Origin of the sequence: Streptacidiphilus sp. EB103A, assembly GCF_041261405.1 — a bacterium.
In the GTDB taxonomy this organism is placed as follows: Bacteria; Actinomycetota; Actinomycetes; order Streptomycetales; family Streptomycetaceae; genus Streptacidiphilus.
On the sequence record NZ_JBGCAQ010000027.1, the window covers coordinates 13,567 to 30,597 of the forward strand.

14 protein-coding genes are annotated in these 17,031 nt (G+C 71.1%); 11 read left to right on the forward strand and 3 right to left on the reverse strand.

The annotated features are described in order from the left end of the window. Positions 1–25 precede the first annotated feature (25 nt). The 6 genes from ABH941_RS35165 (at position 26) to ABH941_RS35190 (ending at position 5,127) form a co-directional block, all read left to right on the forward strand. Complete coding sequence (locus tag ABH941_RS35165) at positions 26–874, forward strand: helix-turn-helix domain-containing protein (protein ID WP_370134105.1); 849 nt, start codon at positions 26–28, stop codon at positions 872–874. Between the two features lie 103 nt (positions 875–977). Beyond that, positions 978–1,205 carry a hypothetical protein gene (locus ABH941_RS35170; RefSeq protein ID WP_370134108.1) on the forward strand — a complete coding sequence of 76 codons (228 nt, stop codon included), beginning with the start codon at positions 978–980 and terminating at the stop codon, positions 1,203–1,205. Next, the gene (locus ABH941_RS35175; RefSeq protein WP_370134111.1) at positions 1,205–1,450 is read left to right on the forward strand and encodes a hypothetical protein; all 246 of its coding nucleotides are present in this window, start codon (positions 1,205–1,207) and stop codon (positions 1,448–1,450) included. The genes ABH941_RS35170 and ABH941_RS35175 overlap by 1 nt, the downstream gene beginning before the upstream one ends. Before the next feature lie 224 nt (positions 1,451–1,674). Beyond that, the gene (locus ABH941_RS35180) at positions 1,675–2,388 is read left to right on the forward strand and encodes a response regulator (protein ID WP_370134114.1); all 714 of its coding nucleotides are present in this window, start codon (positions 1,675–1,677) and stop codon (positions 2,386–2,388) included. A 78-nt stretch (positions 2,389–2,466) separates the two neighbouring features. Beyond that, positions 2,467–3,858, forward strand: coding sequence for a glycosyltransferase family 87 protein (locus ABH941_RS35185; protein WP_370134115.1), 1,392 nt, complete (start codon positions 2,467–2,469; stop codon positions 3,856–3,858). Positions 3,859–4,632: 774 nt separating this feature from the next. Continuing rightward, on the forward strand, positions 4,633–5,127 hold the full coding sequence (locus ABH941_RS35190) for a VOC family protein (protein ID WP_370134119.1): 495 nt from the start codon (positions 4,633–4,635) through the stop codon (positions 5,125–5,127). 4 nt (positions 5,128–5,131) lie between these two features. On the opposite strand, the gene ABH941_RS35195 is transcribed toward ABH941_RS35190, so the two are convergent. Next, positions 5,132–6,859, reverse strand: a complete 1,728-nt coding sequence (locus tag ABH941_RS35195) for a penicillin-binding transpeptidase domain-containing protein (RefSeq protein WP_370134122.1) — start codon at positions 6,857–6,859, stop codon at positions 5,132–5,134. Positions 6,860–7,146: 287 nt separating this feature from the next. Between ABH941_RS35195 and ABH941_RS35200 the strand changes: the two genes are divergently transcribed. After that, complete coding sequence (locus tag ABH941_RS35200) at positions 7,147–7,932, forward strand: class I SAM-dependent methyltransferase (RefSeq protein ID WP_370134362.1); 786 nt, start codon at positions 7,147–7,149, stop codon at positions 7,930–7,932. A gap of 37 nt (positions 7,933–7,969) precedes the next feature. On the opposite strand, the gene ABH941_RS35205 is transcribed toward ABH941_RS35200, so the two are convergent. Continuing rightward, positions 7,970–9,733, reverse strand: coding sequence for a dolichyl-phosphate-mannose--protein mannosyltransferase (locus ABH941_RS35205; RefSeq protein ID WP_370134366.1), 1,764 nt, complete (start codon positions 9,731–9,733; stop codon positions 7,970–7,972). Between the two features lie 164 nt (positions 9,734–9,897). Between ABH941_RS35205 and rsmI the strand changes: the two genes are divergently transcribed. Both rsmI and ABH941_RS35215 read left to right on the forward strand, forming a co-directional pair. Beyond that, positions 9,898–10,743, forward strand: coding sequence for a 16S rRNA (cytidine(1402)-2'-O)-methyltransferase (rsmI, locus tag ABH941_RS35210; protein WP_370134125.1), 846 nt, complete (start codon positions 9,898–9,900; stop codon positions 10,741–10,743). 236 nt (positions 10,744–10,979) lie between these two features. Continuing rightward, entirely contained in the window at positions 10,980–11,444 is a 465-nt protein-coding gene (locus ABH941_RS35215) for a hypothetical protein (RefSeq protein ID WP_370134128.1), read from the forward strand. A gap of 33 nt (positions 11,445–11,477) precedes the next feature. Here the strand turns inward: ABH941_RS35215 and ABH941_RS35220 are convergent, their stop codons facing one another. Next, a complete protein-coding gene (locus ABH941_RS35220; RefSeq protein ID WP_370134131.1) occupies positions 11,478–13,628 on the reverse strand; it encodes a protein kinase in 2,151 nt (716 codons plus the stop codon). Between the two features lie 275 nt (positions 13,629–13,903). Between ABH941_RS35220 and metG the strand changes: the two genes are divergently transcribed. Both metG and ABH941_RS35230 read left to right on the forward strand, forming a co-directional pair. Continuing rightward, positions 13,904–15,679: a methionine--tRNA ligase gene (gene metG / locus ABH941_RS35225; protein WP_370134134.1), complete on the forward strand. Its 1,776-nt coding sequence runs from the start codon at positions 13,904–13,906 to the stop codon at positions 15,677–15,679. Beyond that, the gene (locus tag ABH941_RS35230) at positions 15,679–16,569 is read left to right on the forward strand and encodes a TatD family hydrolase (RefSeq protein ID WP_370134138.1); all 891 of its coding nucleotides are present in this window, start codon (positions 15,679–15,681) and stop codon (positions 16,567–16,569) included. The genes metG and ABH941_RS35230 overlap by 1 nt, the downstream gene beginning before the upstream one ends. Positions 16,570–17,031 lie beyond the last annotated feature (462 nt).

The window sequence follows — 17,031 nt, forward strand, 5'->3', positions numbered from 1 at the left end:
GCGCAACCCCCTGGACAGCCAGCACATGCCCTCTTCTCCATCGTCAAGCGTGGAAGCAGCGCGCAAGGCCGTTGCCGCGCGTCTGCGTGAGATTCGCCGAGACGCCGGGATCACCGGGCATGAGCTGGCTGTCCGCGCCGGTTGGCATGCCTCCAAGTCGTCCCGTCTGGAGAACGGCGTCACGCCGCCCGGTGACGATGACATCCGGACGTGGTGTCGCGTCTGCGGGGCTGACGACCAAGCGGCAGACCTCATAGCGGCGTCACGCTCGGCTGATTCCATGTACGTCGAGTGGAAGCGCGTCCAGCGGACGGGCCTTCGTCGGCTACAGGAGTCGTACATCCCGCTGTTCGAGCGCACGAGGGTCTTCCGGGTCTACTGCTCCAATGTGATCCCTGGACTTCTCCAAACACCCACCTATGCAATGGAGTTGCTCTCAGACATCACTGCGTTCCGTGGCGCTCCGAACGACGTCGCCGACGCTGTTGCCGCGCGAATGGACCGCTCGCGCATCCTTCGGGAAGGGGATCACCGGTTCGCCGTGCTGGTCGAGGAAGCCGTACTTCGCTATCGCGTCGGCGACGCTTCAACGATGGCGGGCCAACTTGGGCACTTGCTGGCCGTCATGTCGCTGCCAGCCGTTTCGTTGGGCGTGATCCCGTTCACGACGTCGCGCCACATGTGGCCAGTGGAGACGTTCTCCATCTACGACGACGAGCAAGCGCAGGTGGAACTACTCACAGCTGCTGTCACGGTGACAGCACCGACGGAAATCGATCAATACGTGAGAGCGTTCGGCCGACTCGCCGACGTGGCTGTCTATGGTGCGGACGCGCGGGCGCTGATCACTGCAGCCATCGCTGCCCTCGGGTAGTTGCCGTGCAAGTTTGTAGAAGATCGTTGCGCTCGACTCTGGCCAGTTCCTAGCGTGTTTCAGCGTGCGGCAAAGCGCGCGCGGACACGAGGGAGCGGCAGCCATGACCACTAGCCAGCAGGATCTGAAGACCGACCCGTACCGGCTGGCCATCTGCGCCGCTGAGAGGCTGCGTGCCGCAATGGCAGGGCACGACATAGTGATCCCCTCACTGCGAGGCGATCACCCCGTCATGGGGGCACCCATGGTCACTCTCGGGGGTTGCCGCGCCGACGTGGCCGATGCTCTTGCGGCCGTGCTGGAGAAGATCCAGCCGGAGGGGTGTTCCTGATGGGGACCACGACGACCATGCGGTTCCGGAACTACGAGATCAAGCCCGACCCGTCAGGGCTGCCGCTGCTCGCTGCCGTCTGCGTCTCGGGCGACGACGTCGAGTGCGGAGCAGCGTCGGAGGAGCAGACAGACCCGGAGAAGGTGGGGCGCTGGATAGCCCAGCACCTCCAGGATTCGGGACACGACCGCTACCAGCGCCGTTACGCCGACTACGTGACCGCTGAGCTTGGCGAGTGGCTGTGATACCCGGAGGGCAGACCGAACGGCAGCAGGAGCTTTGGCAGCGTGCCGAGCGGCTACGCGTCGGGCTCGACTACATGCGAGAGACCAGACGTGCCTTGGCCCGGTTGCGTGTTGACGACCATTCCGACGCCGAGGCGACGTCCGGTTTACCCCCATTGACTGCCCCGGCTGCCCGCTGTCCCCGTGGTGGGTAGCCGGGGCTTCCCTCTGCGTAGTCTGAGCGCATGAGCGATCACGGGGACGCGCTGCCCGTAAGATGTATAAGAGTCCTCCTCGTCGACGACCAGGAGATGGTCAGGGACGGGCTCGGCGCGCTGCTCTCCTCGGCGCCCGACATCGAACTGGTGGGCGAGGCCGGTGACGGCCTGCGCGCCGTCCAGCTCGCCGCCGAACTCAGCCCGGACGTGGTGGTCATGGACATCCGGATGCCCGGCATGGACGGCCTCGCCGCCACCGCCCGCATCGTCGGCCCACCGGGCCCCGACGCACCCGCGACAGGCCCGCGCGTCCTCATCCTCACCACTTTCGACCTGGACGAGTACGTCTACGAGGCGCTCGCCCAGGGCGCCAGCGGTTTCCTGCTGAAGGACGCCCCGGCCCGCGACCTGATCAACGCGGTCCGGGTGATCGCCGCAGGCGAGGCCCTGCTCGCGCCCTCCGTCACCCGCCGTCTCATCGACGACGTCGCCCGGCGCCGCCGCTCCGGCAGCCTCCGTCCCGAGGCGATCTCCGCCCTCACCGTCCGGGAGCTCGACGTCCTGCGGCAGGTGGCCCGGGGGCTGTCCAACGGCGAGATCGCCGAGGAGCTGTTCCTCAGCGAACAGACCATCAAGACCCATGTCGGCCGCATCCTCGCCAAGCTGGAGCTGCGGGACCGCACCCAGGCCGTCGTCTTCGCGTACGAGAACGGCCTGGTGGGGATGGTCGGCGAAGGCTGACCACCCCCAGAGGACGACACGCCTTCCACTCTGGAGGTTGACGACACTCTGCCCCCGGGTCTCGTAGCGTCTTCACATGTGACGACGACTCACATGCCGCGTGCCCCACGAGGGCACGGGGATCTGCACGAGAAGCCATTCACGCAACCGCACCCCGGGTTGCCGCAGCAGGCCGACTCCCGCCTGCCCTGGACCCTCGGCTGGCTCGCCTGCGCCGTCTGGGCCGCCGTCTTCCCCCTCGCCTCCACGCTCGGCCCGCAGCGGGCCTGGGGAGCCATAGCCGCCATCGGCTACCTCCTCGCCGCCGGCGCCTCCGCCCGGCTCCCGCGACGCCGTGCCGTCACCGTGTCGACCGGGGTGGCCCTGCTGGGCGCCATAGTCGTCCCGCTGATCCTGATGTCGATCGAGAACTGGGCGCAGTCGGAGGTGCATGTCGTCCAGAACTCCGCCGTCCAACTGCTGCACACCGGCAGCCCGTACCTGCCGAACGCGCGCCGGACCATCGAGTGCAACCCGTACTTCCCGGCGATGACGCTGTTCGGGCTCCCCAGGGCGGTCCTCGGAAGCCACGGCTGGCTGCCCACGCTCCTGGGCGACGCCCGGCTCTGGTTCCTCGCCGCGTTCCTCGGCTGCCTGGCCGCCTGCCGCCGCCTGCTCCTACCGGGCACCGACGACCCGTCGGCCGACCCGGCCGCCCCCGGATCCGGCTTCGTCGCCCTCGCCGCCGTCACCGCCTCACCCCTGGTCGCCCTGGTCGCCGTGACCGGCGGCGTCGACCTCCCCCTCATCGGCTGCTGCTGCCTGGGCCTCGCCCTCGCCGGCCGCGGCCACGCGACCAGGGCCGGCCTGGTCCTCGCCCTGGCCTGCGCCCTGAAATGGACGGCCTGGCCCGCGCTCCCGGTGGCCGTACTGCTGCTGCACCAGCTGTACGGACGCCGGGCCGCTCTCCGCTGCGCGGCGATCGGCACCGCGGTGGCCGCCGCGCTGGTCGTCCCGTCCGTCCTGATCACCCCTCAGGCGGTGCTGGAGCAGGTCGTCCGCTTCCCGCTGGGCATGTCGCGGATCAAGACCCCGGCCGGCAGCCCGCTCCCGGGCCACCTCCTGGCCGGGCTGGGACCGATGGGCCGCGCGGCCTCCTTCACTCTGCTCGCCGTCGGCTGCCTCGCCGTTGCCGCGTGGCTGCTCCGCCGCCCCCCGCGCAGCACCGTACAGGCCGCCGACCGCCTCGCCCTCGGCGTCGCCCTGGCCTTCCTGCTGGCCCCCGCAGGGCGCTTCGGCTACCTCCAACTCCCGCTGCTCCTCGTCCTCTGGCCCCGCCTGGCCACAGGCACCCGCCCCCACCTCCCCCGCCCGGCCACCCCACTCCGCACCCTGCCCTCGACCCCGGCCCCGACCCCGAAGCGCCACCTCCACGAAGCCGCCACCTGGCTGACCACCACCGCCCTCCGCCGCAGCAGCAGCGCGGGGTAGCGACGCGGCCCCCAGCGCCCCACGCCTGCAACGGCACCGCCCGTGCCGCGACCTGACTCACCGTCTCCCGGGCTCCGCCCGGAAGGAAGGCGCTTCGCGCCGGCAACTGGGGCGGGGGGAGGGGTTGCTCTGGTGCGGAGTGTTTGGCGGTGGGCGGGGGTGGCGCTCCACGGTTGCAACGGCAGCGTGTGGTGGGGCGTGTTGGGCGCCGTTTCCCGGGCTCGCGCCCGGAAGGAAGCGGCTTCGCCGCGCAACTGGGGCCGGGGGTGGCCCGGGTCCGGCGCGGAGCGTGCGGCGGGGGCGCGGGGCGGGGTGAGTGTGTCCCCCATGTGGGTTAGCTGGGGGGGAGTTACAACCAGGCTGGGGGGCGTAGCAACCATATATGGGTGTAATTCACCCCAGCGTGGGTGTAACTTCCCCCAGCAGGGGCAATCCGGCATGGCGAAAGGTTTCTGCAGGCCCACCACCGGCGCGCACCCGGCAACGCACGCCCCACCAACCGCCCCGCTCCTCGTGGTTGCCGCGAGGCGGAGCCGAGCCACCCCAGCCCGGGACCGACCGGCGTGCCCCACGGAGGCGACGGACGGTCAGCGGGAGCGAACGCGCACGTCAGAGACGGCGTCGGGACGGGGGCTCGGTCGCGAGAGGGACCCCGCTGCGCCGACGGACGCTGCCCTGCCTCCCCGCTCACCCCACATCCGGAATACTTTCCTGGGAAGATGTTGTTAGCCCACACGCCAACTACGCCACTCCCCCCGACGACGAGGAGCCCCCATGGCCGTCCGCCGACTCAACCACGCAGTGCTCTACATCCGTGATGTCCGTCGCTCCGTCGAGTTCTACACGGAGGTCTTCGGCTTCGAGGTCGCGGTGGAGATCCCCGACCGGGCCGCCTTCCTCCGGGCGCCCGGCACGCTCAACGACCACGACCTCGGCCTTTTCGCCCTCGGCAGCGAGGCTGCGGGGCCGGTCCAGGGTCAGGTCGGGCTGTACCACCTGGCCTGGGAGGTCGGCACGCTCGGCGAGCTGGCCGAGATCGGCGCCAAGCTGCGGCAGCGCGGCTCGCTCGTCGGCGCCACCGACCACGGCGTGAGCAAGTCGTTCTACGCCAAGGACCCCGACGGGGTCGAGTTCGAGGTCATGTGGCGCGTCCCGCGCGAGGGGTGGCCGACGGACGGCGGCGGTCTGGAGCGCCTCGACCTCGACGCCGCCGTGGCCCGCTGGGGCGCCGACCTCGCCACCGGCGCGGCGGCCGGATCTGCGACCTGAGTCGCTATTCGGTCGCTCCGAGCAGCGCCGCCGCCACGTATCCGGCCGAGGAGACGCCGGTGGAGCCGCCCTGGACCAGTGCTCCCACGGCGATGTTGTCGTTGTAGGCGGTGAACCAGCCGTTGGTGGTGACGTTGGTCGTGCCCACCTCCGACGTGCCCGTCTTGGCGCCGACATTGGCGTACATGTGGACCCGCTCGAAAGCAGTGCCCTCGCCGTCGTGCGCTGCGGCGCGCATCAGCGTCTGCAGGTAGCTCGCCGTAGTGGAGGAGATCGACTGTGCCGCCGGGGTCTGCGCCTGACCAGGGATCAGGATCGGCTGCTTGAAGCCTCCGTTGCGGACCGTCGCCGCCATGGAGGCCAGCGTCAGCGGGTTCGCCAGCACATTGCCCTGTCCGATCAGGTCGGCGGCCGCCGTCGGCAGGTCCGGGGCCTTGGGCACGGTTGCGTCGGTCTCGTGGACCCCGCCGCCGATCGACCAGCTCCCGTTCAGGCCGAAGACGTTCGCCGCCTCGTCGGCCAGGGCTCCGGTGTCCGATGAGCCGTGGACCAGCTTGTCGAACCCCTGCTTGATGAAGGCGGTGTTGCAGGAGCGGGCGAAGGCCGTCCTGATGGTGTCGTTCGGGTAGGCCGAGCCGAAGTCGTTCTTGAACGAGCGGCTGGCCGCCGCCAGTGTCGAAGGGCAGGGGGCTGGCGAACTGGGGCTGAAGCCGGCCTTGTCGAACAGCGCTGCCGCCGTGATGATCTTCATCGTGGAACCCGGGGCCAGCGCCGCCTCCAGTGCGGTGTTCCCGGCCGATCCGGTGTTGGCGTAGGCGATCGCCAGAATGCGGCCGGTGCGCCAGTCCAGCGCCACCGTCGCCGTGGGCAGGTTGTTCAGCACGCTGTTGCGGACCGCGGTCTCCGCCTTGGCCTGGAGGCTCGCGTCGATCGTCGTCCTGATGGACGCGCCCTTGGCAGGGGTGAACACCTTCGCAGTGGAGACCGGGTTGTTGCTGGAGTCCACCACCTCGATCCCGCTGCCGCCGCTCCCCGCGCTGGTGCTGCCACTGCTGCCGCCGTGCTGGGCGATGGTCGAGATGATCGTCGCGAGCGAGGGGTACTTGGCGGCGGTGAGCACTGTCTTCCCGTCCGCGGCCAGCACCTGGACGGACGCGGCGTCGGCCGGGATGGTCCCTGCCGCCAGCGTGTCGCCGGACTTCAGCTTCGGGTAGAGCACGCTCGGTGCCCAGTTCACCGAGGTGAGCCCGCCTGCCGACTGGATCACGTCCACTGAGCCTGGGTAGCTCCAGGTGCCGCCCTTGACCTGGGCCGTGACCGTGAAGGTCACATGGGTCTCCAGGGTCGGATCGTTGGCGCCGTTGGCGCTCGCGGGCAGCGCCGAAGTCGGGGCGGCGACCGCCACATCGCCGAAGGAGATCGCGGACAGCTTCACCCCGGTCGCGTACGCCTGCAAGGCGTCCTGCGCGCTGCCCGGGTCGGTGGTCTGGCTGGCGGCGCCGGTGTAGTGGTCCGGGCCGCTCTTCCAACTGTCCAGGAAGGACTGCGCGCGCTTCACCGCCTCCGCGCTGCTCGGCGGCGTGGTGGCCAGCGCGGTGGAGGCCACCTTCGGGCTGCTGCTCGACGAGGCCATGTTCGCGACGGCGTGGACCACGTTGTAGGCCCCGTAGCCGCCCGCGCCGAGCAGTACCACGGCGCTGCCTATGACCGCCGACTTGGCGCCCCTGTTCATGCTGTTCCCCCGACTGGATGCAATTGCCATTTCCCCAGCGGATCGTACGTATGCGTCGCCAGTCGCCGAGGTGATTCCAGGGAGTAGAGAGGAAACTGTGATCAGATTTCCGGCCGAAGCGGACAAAGCGTGACCGCAAACTCGTTGGACAGCCTCTCCGGCCGCGCTTAGCGTCCCAGTCCATGACCACCGAGCCCGCCGCCGCCACCCCCACCACCCCCACCACCCCTAACAACCCCGCCATCCCCGCCACCCCCGACGCCCACCGCCTCGACGCGAACCGTGCGATGTGGGACGAGCGGGTGCCGATCCACACCGCCAGCAGCTTCTACGACATTCCCGGCTTCGTCGCCGGCGCCGATCCACTGCGATCCTTCGAGACCGCCGAGGTCGGTGATGTGACCGGGAAGTCGCTGCTGCACCTCCAGTGCCACTTCGGGCAGGACACCCTGGCCTGGGCCCGGCACGGCGCCACCGTCACCGGGCTGGACTTCTCCGTACCGGCCGTCCAGGCCGCCCGCGAACTGGCCGTGGCAGTCGGCGTGGTGGACGCCCGCTTCGTCGACGCGGACGTCTACGACGCCGTGAAGGCCCTGGACGGCGAGACCTTCGACATTGTCTACACCGGCCTCGGCGCCCTGAACTGGCTCCCGGACATCACCCGCTGGGCCGAGACCGTCGCGGCGCTGCTGGCCCCCGGCGGCTTCCTGTACCTCGCCGAGTTCCATCCGATCACGGACGTCCTCGACGAGGACGACGGACGCACCGTCGTCTCCGACTACTTCCGCCGCGAACCGATGTCCTGGGACGAGCCCGGCACCTACGCCGATCCCACGGTCGAGACCGAGAACAACCTCTCCTACGAGTGGTGGCACGGCCTGGGCGAGATCGTCAGTGCGCTCATCGGGGCCGGACTCCGATTGGAGTTCCTGCACGAACACGACTTCTCGCTGTTCCGGCGATTCCAGGTGTTCGAGCAGAGCACCGAGGGCATCACCGAGGTCTACCGCTTCCCGGCCGGGCATCCCCGGGTCCCGCTGATGTACTCGCTGCGGGCGGCCAAACAGGCCTGACTACCCGTCAGCGACCACGTCAGCGACACTGCCGGCGTCAGATCCAGGTCGTCCACCACATCCGGGCCTGCCAGTCGGAGTAGGTGATGATCTGCGCGTCGTACAGCGGCAGGAAGTACAGGAACGTGGCCATGATCCCGACCACCAGCACTCCCGCGCCGATGCCCCCGACCAGGCGGCGGTCCCTGGAGGCCGTCGCCTTCCCGAGCATCGCGCCGATCATCATCGCCAGTGCCAGGCACAGGTAGGGCTCGAAGTCGATGGAGTAGAAGAGGAAGATCGTCCGCTGCTGCCACTGGAACCAGGGCAGGTAGCCGGCGGCGATGCCGCAGCAGATCGCCGCTGCCCGCCAGTCCCTGACGAAGATCCACCGGTACAGCGCGTACACCAGCGCGAAGCAGGCCGCCCACCACAGCAGCGGGGTGCCGATCGCCAGCACCTCGCTGGAGCACTGCGCGCCGCCGCACTGGGCGGGCTTGATGCTGCCGCTCTCGTAGTAGAAGGACACCGGACGCCCGTTGACCAGCCAGCTCCACGGGTTGGACATGTAGGTGTGCGGGCTGGTCAGCGTGGTGTTGAAGTGCCAGATCTCCGAGTGGTAGTGCCACAGGCTGCGCAGCGGCGCGGGCACCCAGCTGAACGTCCCGCCCAGGTGGTCCGCCCAGTGCCGGTCGTAGCCGCCGTAGGTGTTGCCGACGTGGGCGTTGCTGAACAGCCAGCCGCTCCAGGACGCCAGGTAGGTGAAGAAGGCGACCACGACCATGGACACAAAGGCCGGGAAGGTGTCCCGGCGCAGCGTCGTCAGGTAGGGGTGGCGGGCGCCCGCGGTCTTGCGTGCGGCGGCGTCCCAGAGCACCGACAGCACCGCGAAGAAGGCCAGGAAGTCAGCGCCGTTCCACTTGGTGGCGCAGCACAGCCCCAGGCAGATCCCGGCCAGCAGCCGCAGCGGGCGCCAGCCGAGCCGCGCCTTGGTGGCCAGCTCATGGCTGGGCGGCGCGTCCGGGTTGTCGGCGGTGGCGCCGACGGCGTCGGCGAGCTTCGCCCGGGCCCGGTCGCGGTCGACCAGCAGCAGACCGAACGCCGCCAGGGCCCAGAACATCACGAAGAGGTCCAGCAGCCCGGTGCGGTTCATCACGAAGTGCATGCCGTCGACGCACATGAGCAGCCCGGCGATGCAGCCCAGCAGGGTGGAGCGGAACAGCCGGCGTCCGATCCGGCAGATCATCAGCACGGACAGGCTGCCGAACAGGGCGACCATGAAGCGCCAGCCGACCGGGTGCAGCCCGAAGATCATCTCGCCGAGGCCCAGCACCCACTTGCCGGCCGGCGGGTGCGCGATGAACGCGGCCCCCGTCGGCGCCGGGATGTGCTGCGGACTGGCCAGGATCGAGGCGTTGGCCGAGTCCGGCCAGTTGACTTCGAAACCGTAGTGCCAGATCGCCCAGGCGTCCTTGGCGTAGTACGTCTCGTCGAAGATGATCGCGTGCGGCGTCCCGAGATGGACGAAGGCCAGCAGGCCGGCGAACAGGGTCACCGCGAGCGGACCGAGCCAGCCCGACCAGCGGCAGGCCCACGCCCACAGCCCGGACGGCAGGCGGATCCCGAGCCGCGCCAGCAGCGCCGAGGGCGCTCCGGCGGAGATCCCCGGGCCGTCCGGCATCGGCGGGACCAGGCGCTCGCGCAGCGTCCTGCGGTCCGGTTCGCGGTAGCCGAGCCGGGCCAGCCGCTGCTGCCAGGCGCTCTTCAGCCGGGGCGGACGGCTCTGCGTGCTGTGCAGGCCGTTCACCAGGTGCGACTCCACTTCGCCGTCGTGCCAGGACGCGTCCTCGTCCCGCTCGTTGGTCAAAGCATCCGCCCCGGCGCCGTCCGGCACTGTCCCTGTCGCCCTGTCACCACTCACCCGTGCATCGTAGGGGCGAACCCTGTCAGTGGAGCGGGCACCTCGCCAACTGCGAGTATGAAGGCGTGACAGGTCTACTCATTCTGGCTGGAACCCCCATCGGCGAGATCACCGACGCGCCGCCCAGGCTCGCCGAGGAGCTCCTCGCCGCCGACGTCGTCGCCGCCGAGGACACCCGGCGGATGTGGCGGCTGGCCAATGCGCTGGGGGTGACTCCCAAGGGACGGGTGCTGTCCTACTTCGAGGGCAACGAGGTCGCCCGCACCCCCGAACTGGTGGAGGCGCTGCTCGGCGGCGCCCGGGTGCTGCTGGTGACCGACGCCGGGATGCCCTCGGTCTCCGACCCCGGCTACCGCCTGGTCGCGGCCGCCGTGGAGCAGGGGGTGCGGATCACCGCCGTGCCCGGTCCCTCCGCGGTGCTGACCGCGCTGGCGCTGTCCGGCCTGCCGGTGGACCGCTTCTGCTTCGAGGGCTTCCTGCCCCGCAAGGGCGGCGAGCGCGGCTCCCGGCTGCGCGACCTCGCCGCGGAGCCCCGGACCATGGTCTTCTTCGAGTCCCCGCACCGGATCGAGGACTCCCTGGTGCAGATGGCCGAGGCCTTCGGCGGCGACCGTCCGGCGGCGGTCTGCCGGGAGCTGACCAAGACCTACGAGGAGGTCAGGCGCGGCCCGCTGGCCGAGCTGGCGGTCTGGGCCGCGGACGGGGTGCGCGGCGAGATCACCGTCGTGGTGCAGGGCGCGCCCCCCGCCGACCCGTCCGCGCTGGACCCGGCCGAGCTGGCCCGCAGGGTCACCGTCCGTGAGGAGGCGGGGGAGCGGCGCAAGGAGGCCATCGCCGCGGTCGCCGCGGATACCGGGGTGCCGAAGCGCGAGGTGTTCGACGCGGTGGTGGCGGCCAAGAACAAGGGCTGACCGGTCCTCGCTCCTGTCCCGGTCCGCTCATGAAACTCGCAGGTACGGCGCCTGCGGCGTACTTTTGGCAAAGGAAAGCCAAGCAACACCCGTGAACGGGTAGCAGCCGTACCAAGAAGGCAAAACTCTCGCCCAAGAATTCATCCCGACCGAATTCAGGAGATCCGCAGGGGTAATTCTTGGAGGGAGAAAGACCCCAAGCGGGCGAACGCCCGTCGGGCACCGGGAGTAACGTCATGAGCGAATTCGTCGCAGAACCCGCAGCCGGCACCACGCTCCGCAGGAGCCGTGCCGCCGACGACATCGGACCGGTCACCCACGAGGCATACGCCTTCGCCTGCATGAACTGCGGCTTCGGCTGGGAGCAGGCCTACGAGATCGGCCACCAGGTGGACCGGCAGGGTCTGATGCACACCAGCTACCGGGCCAACGGCGTTCCCGTCCCCTCGCCGCTGACCAGGCCGTCCTGCCCCGGGTGCGGCGGCGAGCACGTGCGCGTCATGCGCGCCGGACGGGTCACCGAGACCATCGCGCACTGGCACGACCCGGCCCCCGGGCACGAGCGCCCGGCCGCGGCCGAGGACAAGGCCGGGGACGAGGCCGGCCCGGAAGCCCCGTCCACCGCCCGGCCGCGCCGCAGGCTGCACCTCCCCTTCCACTTCCGGCTGCGCCGCGAGCACCACAGCACCCCGGAGACCTGATACTGGGGTCCGCGCCGCCGGCCCGCCGTGCCGTCAGCTCGCCGTCGGCGTCGCCGATGGCACGGGGGAGCCGGAGACCGGATTGCCGCCCCCCTGAGCAGAAGTGGACCCCGAGTACGAGCTACTGGCGCTCGCAGCGGGTGCCGACGACGTCGACGAGGACGCCGACGAGGAGGCGGAGGACGACGAGCCGCCGCACCCGCTCTGCTGCACCTTCAGCGTGATCGGCCGGTTCGGCGGATAGGCGCTCGCCGAACCGGCCTGCGGCGACTGGCTGACGACATAGCCGTCCGTGGCGCCCGCGACACAGGTGTAGACCACGCTGACGTGGGAGAAGCCGCTGAGGTCGCTCTGCGCGTACGACAGCGCTTTCCCCACCTCGTCGTTGTAGGCGACGCAGTCGGTCTCGTACGCCGTCAGACGCACCTGCGCGTCGGTGGCCGCCCGGCTTCCGGCGCTCGGCGACTGCGCGTACACCCCGGAGCCGCTGCTGGAGCAGTGGTAGCTCACCGAGATGGCGGAGGCGCTGAAGCCGGCGTGCTCCAGCTCCTGCTTGGCGTAGTCCACGGCCTGTCCCAGCACCGTGGGCACGGTCGCGTACGTCCCGCCGCCGTTGCCGGTCGAGCCGGTGCCGCTGCTGCCGCTGCTTGCCGAGGCGCTGCTGGAGGCCGAGTAGGACGAGCCCGGGGACGGCGCCGTGCCGCCCGGGAGCTGGCCCGACGAGGTGGAACCGGTGCCCGTGTTGCCGGTGCTGCCGGACTCGGCGATCACCACGCCGACGGAAGAGGCGACCAGCGCCGCCGCCGCTGCCAGCACGATCAGCCATCTGCGCTTCCGCCGGTCGGCGCCCTCCGCCCGGACCGGGCCGATCTCCGTGGTGCGGCTGCCGCCCGGTGGGGGAGTGGGCCTTCCCTCGGCGGCGAAGCCGGCCGGCGCGGGCCCGAACCTGGTGGGTGCCGGGCCGAAGCCCGGCGGCGGCGTGGACGGTACTGGCGGAAGCGCCGAGGCGGCCTGGCTCGCAGACTGCTGGGGCAGCGTCGCTGCCGTGCCGCTCGCCGCGCCCGTGCCCTTCGGGGGCGTGACCCGCTCCGTCCCGGGATGGTCATCGAGCCCGGCCCCGGCGGCAGCTGCTCCGGCCGCGGCTCCCAGGGCGAGCCCCCCTGCCCCTCCCGCTGACCCCGGCCCCGCCGCGGGCGCGGTGGGCTCCGCGTCGCTCAGCGGCCGCTTCCCTGTCGCGTCGGTGTTCCCGCCCAGCGACTGGAGCCGGCTCGGCAGTTCGGCCTCCACCTGAGCGATCATGCCGGTCAGTTCGGCCGGGAGCCAGGTCTGCGTCGGGTCGTGGCCGGCGTCGGCCGGTTCGCTCGCCTCCAGCCGGTCCAGCAGGCCGTCCGGCGAGGGCCGCGTCGCGGCCTCCTTGGCGAGACAGGCGGCGATCAGGCCGCGCAGCGGTCCGGGCACGCCCTCCAGCTGGGGCTCGCTGTGCACGACCCGGTAGAGCAGCGCCGGTGTCGCGCCCTCCCCGAAGGGCCCTGCGCCGGTCGCCGCGAAGGCGAGCACCGCGCCCAGCGAGAACACGTCCGTGGCCGGGGTCACCGCGGTCCCCTCGATCTGCTCCGGCGACATGAAGCCGGGCGAGCCGACGACCATCCCGGTCCGGGTCAGCTCGGTGGCCTCGGCCGCCCGGGAGATGCCGAAGTCGATCACCCGTGGCCCGTCCGCGGCCAGCAGCACGTTGGACGGCTTGAGGTCGCGGTGCACCACCCCGGCGGCGTGGATCGCCTCCAGCGCCTCGGCGAGCCCCGCTGCCAGCGCCCGCACCGAGTCCAGCGGCAGCGGTCCGTGCTCGCGCACGGCCGCGCTCAGCGAGGGGCCGGGCACGTACTCGGTGGCCAGCCAGGGCGTCGCCGCCTCCGGGTCCGCGTCCAGCACCGCCACCGTGAATGCCCCGCTCACGGCCCTTGCCGAGGCGACCTCCCGAGCGAACCTGGCCCGGAAGTCCGGGTCGTCCGCCAGCTCCGGCCTGATCACCTTGAGCGCCACCCGCCGCCCGCCCCGTGACCTGGCCAGGTAGACCCGTCCCATACCCCCCGCACCCAGCCGCGCGAGCAGCCGGTATCCGCCCAGCTGTGGCGGATCGTCCGATTCCAGTGCCTGCACAGCTTCCCCCTCGGCGCTGTCTTCCATGGATGGAGCCCCCTCCAGGGAACACTGCCCATGACTGCTTGCCTAGACCCTTCGGCAACCGTTCGGTCACAGAAAGTAATCAGTCAGGGGCGATGTGCACCCTTCGATAGGATGACGCCCTCGGGCGGTGTCGGGTTCAGCGGTTCCGGGTCGGGCTTTCCCGCCCCGCTGCGCTCACGCCCCGCCCGTCACATCCCGCCCGTCTTGTCCGTCCAGCCCCGTCCCGCCCTGTGCGGTGTCCGCCGAGACGCCGCTGAAGAAGGAGCATCCCAGAGATGACCCGCCAGTTGATCACCAGCGCGCTTCCCTACATCAACGGGATCAAGCACCTGGGCAACATGGTCGGATCCATGCTCCCGGCGGACGTGTACGCGCGGTACCTGCGCCAGCGCGGCCACGAGGTGCTGTACATCTGCGCCACCGACGAGCACGGCACCCCGGCCGAGCTGGCCGCCAAGGAGGCCGGGCTGCCGGTCGACACGTTCTGCGCGGAGCAGCACGACGCGCAGAAGGCGATCTACGAGGGCTTCGGTCTCTCGTTCGACCACTTCGGCCGCAGCTCCTCGCCGGAGAACCGCGAGCTCACCCAGACCATCGCGCGCCAGCTGCACGCCAACGGCTTCATCGAGGAGCGGGCGATCCGCCAGGTGTACTCCAACACCGACGGCCGCTTCCTGCCCGACCGCTACATCGTCGGCACCTGCCCGCACTGCGGCTACGACAAGGCCCGCGGCGACCAGTGCGAGAACTGCACCCGGGTACTGGACCCCACCGACCTGATCGACCCGCGCTCGGCGATCAGCGGCAGCAGCGACCTGGAGGTGCGCGACACCAAGCACCTGTTCCTGCTGCAGTCCAAGCTCGCCGGCGAGGTCGAGGCCTGGGTGGACGAGCACGGCAAGGACTGGCCGGTGCTCTCCTCCTCGATCGCCCGCAAGTGGCTGACCGAGGGCCTGCACGACCGCGCGATCACCCGTGACCTGGACTGGGGCGTTCCGGTCCCGGCCGACACCTGGCCCGAGCTGGCGGCCGAGGGCAAGGTCTTCTACGTCTGGTTCGACGCCCCGATCGAGTACATCGGCTCGACCCGGGAGTGGGCCGACGCGGCCCCCGAGGGCGAGCAGCGGGACTGGAAGTCCTGGTGGTACCAGGCCGACGCGACGGTCAACTACACCCAGTTCATGGGCAAGGACAACGTCCCCTTCCACGCCGTGATGTTCCCCGCGACCCTGCTGGGCACCCGCGACGCCTGGAAGAAGGTCGACTACCTGAAGTCCTTCAACTGGCTGAACTACTACGGCGGCAAGTTCTCCACCAGCCAGAAGCGCGGGGTGTTCAGCGACGCCGCGCTGGAGCTGCTGCCGGCCGACTACTGGCGCTACTTCATGATGGCCAACGCCCCCGAGTCGGACGACACCAACTTCACCTGGGAGCTCTTCGCCGCCACGGTGAACAAGGACCTGGCCGACGTCCTGGGCAACTTCGTCAACCGGGTGCTGTCCTTCTCGCGCAAGCGCTTCGGCGACGAGGTCCCGGCCGGGCGCGAGGCGGGCGAGGCCGAGCAGCAGCTGGGCGAGCAGATCGCCGAGCTGCTGGCCGAGTACCAGACCCAGATGGACGCCCTGCAGTTCCGCAAGGCCGCCCAGGCCCTGCGGGCGCTGTGGAGCGCCGGGAACTCCTACCTGGAGGCCAAGGCGCCCTGGTTGGAGGCCAGGACCGACCTGGACGGCGCCGCGCTGACGCTGCGCACCGCGATGAACCTGATCCACCTGTACGCGGTGGTCTCCGAGCCGTTCGTCCCGTCGAGCAGCGCCGCGATGCGCGCCGCGTTCGCCCTGCCGGACGACACCCGCAGCTGGGTCTCCGCCGACGAGGCCCGGGCGCTGGCCCTGGTTCCGGCCGGGACGCCGTTCACCGTCCCGCCGGTGCTCTTCGCGAAGATCACCGAGGAGGACCTGGACGCCTACCGCACCCGGTTCGGCGGCGAGCCGGAGAGCGCGGGTGCGGAGGCTGTGGGCCCGGAGACCGCAGGCCCGGAGACCGCGGCCTGATGGCTACCCGATCGAAGCGGTCCGAGGCCGACCGCAAGGTCCCGCCGCCGCTCCCCGAGCCGCTGCGGGTCCCGGTCGCGGACTCGCACACCCACCTGGACATGCAGGACGGCACCCCCGAGGAGGGGCTGGCCAGGGCCGCCTCGGTCGGGGTGGCCACCGTGGTCCAGGTGGGCTGCGACCTGGCCGGCTCGCGCTGGGCCGCCGAGCTGGCGGGGCGTCATGCCCAGGTCCACGCCACGGTCTCGCTGCACCCCAACGAGGCGCCGCGGATCGTCCTGGGCGACCCTGACGGCTGGTCGGGACAGCGGCGCGGGCCGGGCGGAATGAAGGCCCTGGACGAGGCGCTCGCCGAGATCGACGCGCTGGCCGCGCTGCCGCAGGTGCGCGGCGTGGGCGAGACCGGTCTTGACTACTTCCGCACCGGTCCCGAGGGCGTCGAGGTCCAGCAGGAGTCCTTCCGCCGCCATGTCGCGCTGGCGAAGAAGCACGGCAAGGCCCTGGTCATCCACGACCGGGACGCCCACGACGACGTGCTGCGCATCCTGGCGGAGGAGGGCGCCCCGGAGCGCACCGTGTTCCACTGCTACTCGGGCGACGCGGAGATGGCCAAGGTCTGCGCCGAGGCCGGCTACTACCTGTCCTTCGCCGGACCGGTCACCTTCCCCGCCAACCACCAGCTCCGCGAGGCCCTGGCGGTGACCCCGCTGGACCGCGTCCTGGTGGAGACCGACGCGCCGTTCCTCACCCCGGCCCCGTACCGCGGCCGCCCCAACGCGCCGTACCTGATCCCGGTCACTCTCCGCGCGATGGCCGCCGTCCGCGGCCTGGACGAGGACACCATGGCCACCGCCGTCGCCGCCAACACCGCCCGCGCCTTCGACTACTGACGGGTGACCGGTTCACCGCTCGGTCGTTGATCCTTCAGCAAGCGAGCTGGTGCCCTGTCGGACGGCGTGAGGACTCGTATGAACGGTTCTGCGGAGCAGCAGGTGCGGCGCAAGCTGCCCAAGGCGCTGGCGCTGGCCCTGCTGGTGGGCGGCACGGGTGCGTTCGTGAACCAGCAGCACCAGGCGCACCTCACCGCCGGTGGTGTGCCGCAACGCGTAGCACTGGACGCGGACCCGATCTCGGAGACCGAGCAGGATGGTGACCACCTGCTGCCCTCGCCGCCCGCCGCGCTCACCGTACTCACCCCGGACGCGCCCGCCGCGCCGGCGACCCGTGCCATGCCGGTCCCCGCCCGGGCCGGGGCCGACCGGTCGTCCCGCTCGCTGAACCCGGCCCGCCCGCCGCTGTACCAGCACCGCACGCTGGTCGGCCATCACTACCGCCGCACCCGGTCGGCCGAC

Coding starts and splice junctions, on each gene's coding strand:
- ABH941_RS35165 (WP_370134105.1), top strand. CDS start 26: ATGCCCTCTTCTCCATCGTCAAGCGTGGAAGCAGCGCGCAAGGCCGTT.
- ABH941_RS35170 (WP_370134108.1), top strand. CDS start 978: ATGACCACTAGCCAGCAGGATCTGAAGACCGACCCGTACCGGCTGGCC.
- ABH941_RS35175 (WP_370134111.1), top strand. CDS start 1,205: ATGGGGACCACGACGACCATGCGGTTCCGGAACTACGAGATCAAGCCC.
- ABH941_RS35180 (WP_370134114.1), top strand. CDS start 1,675: ATGAGCGATCACGGGGACGCGCTGCCCGTAAGATGTATAAGAGTCCTC.
- ABH941_RS35190 (WP_370134119.1), top strand. CDS start 4,633: ATGGCCGTCCGCCGACTCAACCACGCAGTGCTCTACATCCGTGATGTC.
- ABH941_RS35195 (WP_370134122.1), bottom strand. CDS start 6,859: ATGAACAGGGGCGCCAAGTCGGCGGTCATAGGCAGCGCCGTGGTACTG.
- ABH941_RS35200 (WP_370134362.1), top strand. CDS start 7,147: ATGTGGGACGAGCGGGTGCCGATCCACACCGCCAGCAGCTTCTACGAC.
- ABH941_RS35215 (WP_370134128.1), top strand. CDS start 10,980: ATGAGCGAATTCGTCGCAGAACCCGCAGCCGGCACCACGCTCCGCAGG.
- ABH941_RS35220 (WP_370134131.1), bottom strand. CDS start 13,628: ATGGAAGACAGCGCCGAGGGGGAAGCTGTGCAGGCACTGGAATCGGAC.
- metG (WP_370134134.1), top strand. CDS start 13,904: ATGACCCGCCAGTTGATCACCAGCGCGCTTCCCTACATCAACGGGATC.
- ABH941_RS35230 (WP_370134138.1), top strand. CDS start 15,679: ATGGCTACCCGATCGAAGCGGTCCGAGGCCGACCGCAAGGTCCCGCCG.